This is a genomic window from Rhodopseudomonas sp. WA056 (assembly GCF_010906995.1).
Taxonomy (GTDB): Bacteria; Pseudomonadota; Alphaproteobacteria; order Rhizobiales; family Xanthobacteraceae; genus Rhodopseudomonas; species Rhodopseudomonas palustris_G.
Window position 1 is genome coordinate 1 of sequence record NZ_QPFS01000252.1, and the last position, 897, is coordinate 897.

Below are 897 nucleotides of genomic sequence, written 5' to 3' on the forward strand. Positions count from 1 at the left end.
ACCAAAGACAAGAACCTCAACGACCTGTTCCTCGACACCTTGAAGGACATCTATTTCGCCGAGAAGCAGATCCTGAAGGCGCTGCCGAAGATGGCGAAGGCCGCCACCTCGGACAAGCTGCGGGCGGCGTTCGAGAAGCACGTCGCCGAAACCGAAGGCCAGATCGAGCGGCTGGAGCAGGTGTTCGAACTGCTCGAGAAGCCGGCCCGCGGCAAGACCTGCGACGCCATACTCGGGATCATCGACGAGGGTAAGGAGATCATGGACGAGTACAAGGGCACCGAGGCGCTCGATGCCGGCCTGCTCGCAGCCGCCCAGGCGGTCGAACATTACGAGATCTCCCGCTACGGCACGCTGAAGACCTGGGCCGGCCTGCTCGGCATGAAGGATGCGGTCCGGCTGATCGACCAGACACTGCAGCAGGAAAAGACCACCGACCAGACTCTCTCGAAGCTGGCCGAGAGCGAGGTCAATTACGAGGCGGCGGCGTAAGCGGCGGCATTTCGCAGGCTATCGGCGGATCGGAACGACGAAGCCCCGGGCGCTGCCGCCCGGGGCTTCTGCGTGATCGTCCGTCAGTCTCAGCCGCCGACGTCGGCGCTGATGACGTCGCCGAACAGCTCCCACTTCTCGCCCTTGAAGCGCATCAGCTGCAACTGGCTGACCGGCGCGAAGTCGGTCGCCGAGGTGTTGATCTTGATGCCCGGCAGCAGCACTTCGGTGCGATAGTCCTTCAGGCTGGCGGCCTGCTTCATGACGTTTTCGCGGGTGAGGTTGTCGCCGCACTTCTTCAGCACCTCGACCAGCGTCTGGGCGACGCCGTAGCCGACCACAGTGCCGCCATCGAGCTTGTTGCCCTCCGGGAACTCCTTGTCCATGAAGGCGAGGAACTCCTTC

At 63.4% G+C, this 897-nt stretch carries 1 protein-coding gene and 1 pseudogene; one reads left to right on the top strand and one right to left on the bottom strand.

What is annotated here, in order from left to right; translation table 11 throughout:
* Positions 1-492: YciE/YciF ferroxidase family protein (locus DU475_RS23860; RefSeq protein WP_164633522.1), on the top strand; the 492-nt coding region annotated here is incomplete at its 5' end.
* A gap of 89 nt (positions 493-581) precedes the next feature.
* On the opposite strand, the pseudogene DU475_RS23865 reads toward DU475_RS23860, so the two are convergent.
* Positions 582-897, bottom strand: a pseudogene (locus tag DU475_RS23865) (ABC transporter substrate-binding protein); the annotation flags it as partial.